The organism is Streptosporangium vulgare (genome assembly GCF_042428775.1).
Classification (GTDB): Bacteria; Actinomycetota; Actinomycetes; order Streptosporangiales; family Streptosporangiaceae; genus Streptosporangium; species Streptosporangium vulgare.
This window is the reverse complement of record NZ_JBHMBS010000123.1, coordinates 1-898: the sequence shown is the minus strand read 5'-3', so window position 1 is coordinate 898 and position 898 is coordinate 1. Positions and strand designations below refer to the sequence as shown.

At 66.7% G+C, this 898-nt stretch carries 2 protein-coding genes; both read right to left on the bottom strand.

Annotated features, from left to right (window positions below; translation table 11 throughout):
• Window positions 1-16 precede the first annotated feature (16 nt).
• Window positions 17-586, bottom strand: coding sequence for a DJ-1/PfpI family protein (locus tag ACFFRH_RS44275; RefSeq protein ID WP_344744621.1), 570 nt, complete (start codon window positions 584-586; stop codon window positions 17-19).
• Window positions 587-682: 96 nt separating this feature from the next.
• Window positions 683-898: FCD domain-containing protein (locus ACFFRH_RS44270; RefSeq protein WP_386164203.1), on the bottom strand; the 216-nt coding region annotated here is incomplete at its 5' end.

Below are 898 nucleotides of genomic sequence, written 5' to 3'. Positions count from 1 at the left end.
GACCGGCCAGGTGTGTTCATGCGGATGCGGAGTTGATGGACTTCGAGAAGACGTCCATCATCGCTCGGCCGAACTGCGGCATGTCAGGCCAGCCGCGGCAGGAGACGAGGTTGCCGTCCACGACGTCGGGGGCGTCGATGACCGTCGCGCCCGCGTTCTCCATGTCACCGGTGATGGGGGGGAAGCACGCCGTCTTTCGGCCCTTCAGCAGCCCGTACACGGCCGGTACCTGCGCGCCGTGGCAGACCAGCGCGATCGGGAGGTTGCGCGCGAAGAAGTGCTCGGTGATGCGCCTGACGTCGGCGTCGACCCGGATCCACTCGGGGGCACGTCCTCCGGGGATGATGAGGGCGTCATAGCGCTCGACGTCGACGTCGGCCCAGGGCACGTCGACCGGCAGCTTTCTGCCGTTCTTCTCCACGTAGGCGTCGGAGTTGGGGTCGAACTCGTGGATGACCAGCTGAACGTCACGCATGGTGCGTGACGAGACGTCGACGTCCCAGCCGCCCTCCTGCACACGGTAGTAGGGATACATGGTGTCGAGCTCCTCGGCGGCGTCGCCGGTCAGGAGCAGCGCTCTGGGCACCTGCTTCTCCTTGCATCTGGGCGGGTGAGGTGGATCCAATCCGATCCGATCTGATCCGCTCCGGTTGGGTTAGCATTCCTCGGCCAGGCCCGCCCGTCAAGCCTTTGCCGCCATTCCGTCCGCGTCCTGGGCCTCGTCGAACAGTCGTCGGAACCGCTCGCCGGACAGCAGGATGTGCCGACGCATGGCGTAGGCGGCGGCGTCGGGGTCACGCGCGGCGATCGCGACCAGAATCTCCTCGTGCTCGGCCATGGCCAGGTGGGTGACCTGGGTGTCGTGGAGAAGACGGAACAGGTGCACGTGCGTGTGCAG